The sequence below is a fragment of the Bradyrhizobium sp. Mp27 genome, assembly GCF_029953005.1.
In the GTDB taxonomy this organism is placed as follows: domain Bacteria; phylum Pseudomonadota; class Alphaproteobacteria; order Rhizobiales; family Xanthobacteraceae; genus Bradyrhizobium; species Bradyrhizobium barranii.
Map to the genome: position 1 here is coordinate 1 of NZ_JASAUS010000294.1, position 5,254 is coordinate 5,254.

Annotated in this window: 6 protein-coding genes and 1 pseudogene; 2 read left to right on the forward strand and 5 right to left on the reverse strand. The window is 58.6% G+C overall.

Going from position 1 to position 5,254, the window contains the following annotated elements:
- Nucleotides 1-108, forward strand: a pseudogene (locus QJT78_RS53370) (IS21-like element helper ATPase IstB); the annotation flags it as partial.
- On the opposite strand, the gene QJT78_RS48160 reads toward QJT78_RS53370, so the two are convergent.
- Nucleotides 88-594, reverse strand: a complete 507-nt coding sequence (locus QJT78_RS48160) for a hypothetical protein (protein WP_281460752.1) — start codon at nt 592-594, stop codon at nt 88-90. The pseudogene QJT78_RS53370 and the gene QJT78_RS48160 overlap by 21 nt on opposite strands.
- A gap of 961 nt (nt 595-1,555) precedes the next feature.
- On the opposite strand from QJT78_RS48160, the gene QJT78_RS48165 reads away from it, so the two are divergent.
- Nucleotides 1,556-2,650 (forward strand): hypothetical protein, encoded by a 1,095-nt coding sequence (locus QJT78_RS48165; protein ID WP_157791288.1) that lies wholly within the window; start codon nt 1,556-1,558, stop codon nt 2,648-2,650.
- On the opposite strand, the gene QJT78_RS48170 is transcribed toward QJT78_RS48165, so the two are convergent.
- The 4 genes from QJT78_RS48170 to QJT78_RS48185 form a co-directional block, all read right to left on the reverse strand.
- The gene (locus tag QJT78_RS48170) at nt 2,597-2,890 is read right to left on the reverse strand and encodes a hypothetical protein (RefSeq protein ID WP_143279770.1); all 294 of its coding nucleotides are present in this window, start codon (nt 2,888-2,890) and stop codon (nt 2,597-2,599) included. The genes QJT78_RS48165 and QJT78_RS48170 overlap by 54 nt on opposite strands.
- 100 nt (nt 2,891-2,990) lie before the next feature.
- Nucleotides 2,991-3,632: a hypothetical protein gene (locus QJT78_RS48175; RefSeq protein WP_038945756.1), complete on the reverse strand. Its 642-nt coding sequence runs from the start codon at nt 3,630-3,632 to the stop codon at nt 2,991-2,993.
- Nucleotides 3,632-4,114, reverse strand: coding sequence for a VRR-NUC domain-containing protein (locus tag QJT78_RS48180; RefSeq protein WP_240537861.1), 483 nt, complete (start codon nt 4,112-4,114; stop codon nt 3,632-3,634). Before QJT78_RS48180 ends, QJT78_RS48175 begins: the two co-directional genes overlap by 1 nt.
- A 22-nt stretch (nt 4,115-4,136) precedes the next feature.
- Nucleotides 4,137-5,027 (reverse strand): DUF2971 domain-containing protein, encoded by an 891-nt coding sequence (locus QJT78_RS48185; protein WP_038945758.1) that lies wholly within the window; start codon nt 5,025-5,027, stop codon nt 4,137-4,139.
- Nucleotides 5,028-5,254: the final 227 nt, after the last annotated feature.

Consider the following 5,254-nt stretch of genomic DNA (forward strand, 5'->3'; position numbering starts at 1 on the left):
TCCGCTATCCCGGCCAGCTCCGACGAGACCAGCGCTACCAGCAAACCCCGCCGCGGAAAGGGGTCAAAATTGGACGCCGATGAAGGGTCAAATTTGCAAGCCGATTGACATCTTGACCATGTGGCAGTTGGCGCAAAGAACCTGCGCGTTGTCGGTCTTCCCGCTCAAAATCTCACGGCAGAACGCAGCGGAGTCGTGCGCCTTGACGCCGTTGGTGCGTCGCTTCACAGGCTTGATGTGATCAAGCTGCAAACAGAGCATGTCGTCGTGGCCGCACCACGCGCATCGCCCTCCGAGAAAACTGATCGCGTTGGCCCGCAACTGAGCGCGTCCGCGTTGATCGATATTGCCTTCCTCGATCTCCCTCTTAACGGCGATCACAGCCTCGACATTGCTGCGGAACAGCCGCGTGACCAGACAAGCGAGCGACTGTTTCTTCAGGTATGACCGGAGGCACGCCTTCTCGTTTTTTTCGGCCCGCTTGGCTGGATTCCGGCGGTAGTAATCGGCAATCCAGGTCGCAGCCTGCCGCTTCTGCTCGTCAGTACGCACCGGCCGCCTGTTGCGGACCACCCTCTTTCTGATCTCTTCCACTTCGCCTCTCCCGCGATGAGGCGATACGGTCTCAATCGGTATTGTTTCTTTCGAGCGTGTTTCGGTCTCCCTTCCGCCTCGCCGGACCGGCGACGGACCAAAACATCAATTTCGCCTTTGGAAATTGCCAACCGGATGTTTTCCGGGGGCAGGCCGGGGGGTGGAACCCCCTGCTCTACAACCGATCCGAGAACAGAAAGTCACTTTTGAAATTTTATATCTGCCAGGGGTCAGTGGTCGCGCGTCACCCGAATGGGGGAAGGGCCCTGGAAGGACCCAGTTACAATCTGTGAGATGTTCGAAGCTGGCAGCAGGTGCGAGAAGCTAGATCATGGGGAAGACGCTGACTCCTAGCGATGTCGGTTCCCAGGCTGGCCTTTGCGACCGCTGCGAGACATCTCTACGTCAGGTTCTAGAAAGCTTGCCGCAGTAGGGGACCTACGCAGGTAATCTTGAACACGAGGCTGACATGGACCGGCAGAACTTCGATCCATCTAATGTGCCAGCTGGGTCGCTAGCGCGGCACGCCGTTTCGGAAGAGCCGCAGGCGGGCCAAGCCGGTCAATTTGAGCAGCACGTGGCGCAGGCAAGCCAGGCCGCTTACGTTGCCAGCGGGCACCGGTCCCCAGCGAAGCACGCATGTAACGATGTCCAACAATCCCTTGGCGAAAGGACGGATGCAAGCGCCGGGAGCAATCTCCTGCAAAGCGAAGGGGTCCTTATCAATCATGAGCGTGACGCGGCTCAATCGAGAGCAGCGAAGAGACGGAGGACGCTGCCCGATCTTGAAGAGGTTGTGATATACCGACAGTCAAGCGCGAACGCCGCTTCGGGAGAAAGTAGCGGTGCGCCGCGGGTTGCCTCAACAGGCGTTAGAATCCGGGGGCATTCGGACGAGCGGCCTCTTTATGCCGAGGATGCTGCCCTCCTGAGGCTTGAGCACGCCCTCATGGAGGGCGGCATGAGTAGCAGAACGGCGCATGAGCATGGAAGCCGCCTGATTGATTATAGCCGTTGGCTGTTCGAAAATAACCGACCGAGCATTGTTGCTCGGCTGGACAGCAAGTCGCTGATCGACGACGGCGCCATACACAAGTACACTGGAGGGCGTAGTGCGATTCTCGTTAAATCCATAGATCATTTCCGGACCTTTCGGGCGACAGGAAGACCCGTCGTGCGTGCAGTGCGCCGTAGCGCTGAGCGCAATCATTCCTTCCAGAACGCGCTCATCAACCCCGAAACCGCGGTGCAGATGAAACCGCAGCGCATTGACGACACCGTTGGCAGCAGGGGCCATGGCTATCGTGACACCAGTCATTTAGTTTCTCGCGAGGACCCTCCGGGAGTGCTGGATCATCTCGATGAACAAGCCATGCCGTCGGCAGTCTCCGACCCTTCAGAGGAGCTTCAGCGACTGGAAAATCAGTTGCAAGACGAGCGTCACGCACTGGGAGACAATCATCCTGCTCCGTCGTTTTCCATCGATCCGGAAGAGTTTACTTTGGATCGCGAACTGTTCTCTCCAGAGGAGCTTCGGGAATGGCTAGATGATCAACCCGTGCCGTCTCCTTTCATTCAGGAGCAAACCGCATTCCATTCAGAGCACCTCCCGCAAGGGGAGCTTGAGCGAGTGCTGGGTCATCTGGATGATCAAGCGATGCCCTCGGCAGTCTCCGTTCCTTCAGAGGAGCTTCAGCGACTGGAAAAACAGTTGAATGACGAGCTTCACGGACTAGGAGACAAGCATCCTGCTCTGTCGTTCTCCATCGATCCGGAAGAGTTTACTTTTAATCCCGAGCAGTTCTCTCCAGGGGAGCTTCGGCGACTGCTTGATGCCGAATCCGCAGAGGAGCTTCAGGAAAGGCCAGATGATCACCCCGCCCCGTCGGCTTTCATTCAGGAGCAAGCCGCATTCCATTCAGAGCAGCTCCCTCAGGGGGAGCTTCGGCGAGTGCTGGATCATCTGGATGATCAAGCCATGCCGTCGCCAGTCTCCGTTCCTTCAGAGGAGCTTCAGCGACTGGAAAAACAGTTGAATGACGAGCTTCACGGATGACGGGACAATCATGCACTCGATGCGCCATCCACGCATGTAGCGAATAATCGGCGCGACATTGCCTGACACGATCCCGTCGATGACGTCCGCCCCAGCACAGTAATGCGGCGCGCTGATCCTTAGCAGGCCCGAGGTCTTGGTCGAAGGGGCTGACATCGCTGGTATGGCCCTAGTCCGAGTTGTTTGCATTTTCTGCAAAGAGATATCTTGGTCGCTGTGCAGTTCGTCGGTCAGAGCCATGGGGACCGTCGTGCTCAAGATCGCGAAGATCGCGAGCGCGAGTAGAACCGTGCGTCGCCTACGTCCGAGGGGGGTGGGAGTCATTTCGCTCATGGCCCCTCTATCGCGTCGCTGCATTGACCACTGCCCGATAGAAGTGCTGCGGGAAGCGCGCCTGGACGACGCCGGACACGGTCCCGAGGAAATCCCAATGCTCATTGATCGTCGCGCTTCCTTGCAGCACGGCGAGCGTTTGCAGCGGCAGACGCTTCTTCGTGCGACGACGCACGATCAGCACCTTGCCGTTGCTCACGATCTGGAACGTCTTCCGCTTCTGACCGTCCATGCGCTTCAACTGGCGACGCACCACGGTATGCACCGGGGCGCTACCAATCGATCCGTAGGGTTTGATCAGGATGCCGCCGGTGGCGAGACGGCCGCTGCTATTGCGCTTCGGGTGGATCGATAGGGCGTTGTCGGGATACTTCTCCTTGCCCGCACCGATCACATGGCGCTCCATGTACTTGTCGATGCTGCCGACGACTGACGTGAGATTGCCGCCGTTCGCCGGACGAATGCGGATGCCGCTGACCACCCAAGGGCGACGCAGGACGAAGATGCCTGGGATTTGGACGCGCAACGCTTGCTGCGCGTCCTGCGCGGTGAAGGTCAGCGCCTTGGCAGTCGCGGTGTTGATACTGCGATCTCGAAGCTGATCGAGTTGGTCGAGCATCCCCTTCGTGAGCGTGAGCGTGATCTGCACTACAGATAGCTCCGCACGATCCGCTCGACTTCGTCCGCGAGCTCTTCCGGGGTGGCAGCCTTCGCCGTGATCACGATGAAGCCCAGGTCGGTCAGCTTCTTGTGCCGATCCTTCTGATTTTTCGAGCGCGATCCCGTGGGAGTCTTCACTTCGATGCTGAGCAGCACGCCGCCGGTGACATAAACGCGAACGTCGGGCTCGCCCGCCGTAAGGCCCGTTACCTTGGCTTCCATGCGCTCGCGTCGCGAACGCTTCGCTCGGTTCATGTCACCGGCACAGGTGAGCGGATACCCGTCGTCTTCGAGCGCGTGAAGGCGAGCGATGACCGCCGCCTGATAGCGCCACTCAGGGATGTCGTTGACGATGCGAGTTTCCATGCGCGAATGCTCGCGCGGTTGGATGCGCAGGTCGAGACCAGTTCGGCAGCCGCAACGCGTCGCTCGCTTCGGGAAAAAGGGCCATAAAGAGCGCCCCTGAACCAACTCTTCGTAGAAGCACAGGCGTTCAGTCTGCTAGATAGGGTATCGCCGACCGCTTGATCGTGAGACGCATGCTGTGTGAAGCCAATAGAGCGTCCACCGCGCAGGTCTGCTGATGCGCCAAAGCGGGACCAATGATGATTTCCTCGATGCCACAGTTATTGGGGTGCGTGGCTGCATTGTTGATGACGACCTTGTTAAACTGACAGGCACGGTAAGGAACTAAACCGGCTGGTGAGAAGCGCGTCTTTAGTCCAGCGGGCCAGGAAACACCAACCCAAACCAGGCGCCGCTCGCGCTCCTCTTGGAAGTGCCCGTTCTTGAGAACGAGAGCTGTCTTCAGTGCATGCGACCACCATGTCTTGACTTGTGCGCGGGCGCCCTCCGGCTCATCCGTCCCTTCCAACAAGCGGTCGATGAGCAGGGTTACTGCCCCATCAGCCGCCGCTCGTTGGCTCTCTGGGTCATAGAGGACGGGCGTGATATCAAATCCCTGCGCCGCGGCGTTCTTCAAAAGCCAGTCTGCGTTGAATCCGATCGAGAAGCCTTGTCCACGATTGTAGCCTCGCCATTGCGAGAGCAGATCGCCTTTAGACGTCAATGACCCGACGAACCCATGAATTTCGTCACTGTGTTGACGAAACAGTGCGATCGTCTCCCAGGCAAGCGATGAGAGTTCTCTGATTTCGGCGCCGCGACGGTCGAGGGCCTCGATCACGATCTTCCAGCCGTGCTGAAACTCCGACGTGTCGTTGAGGAAGCGGTAGTGTGAGGTCCACAGCGATCTGCTGGCTATGATGCCATGTAAACCTGCGGCGGACGTGTAGTGGTACAAAGGCATTATTTCCTCGAGTTCGGCCTCGTGCTTTGCGACTTCTGCTCCGGGGTCGTACGCGGTAATGTCGGGTCTGATCATGAGATCTCCGCTTGGCCGTCACAACCTAACAATTTGCCCATAAGGCGCATTCTTGTGGACGTCCATCTGGTCTCTCCTCGGAGCACTGAAGCTTCGCAACCTCAGCTCCCCGGTTCAGAGAGCTGGCCCCGGTTGTTTGGACAGCGCCCCGCTGGATTTAAGTGGATTCCTGCCGGGTTATGCTGAACGCGGGGCTTTACGGTTTTGTCGTTGCGTCGGGAGGGCGT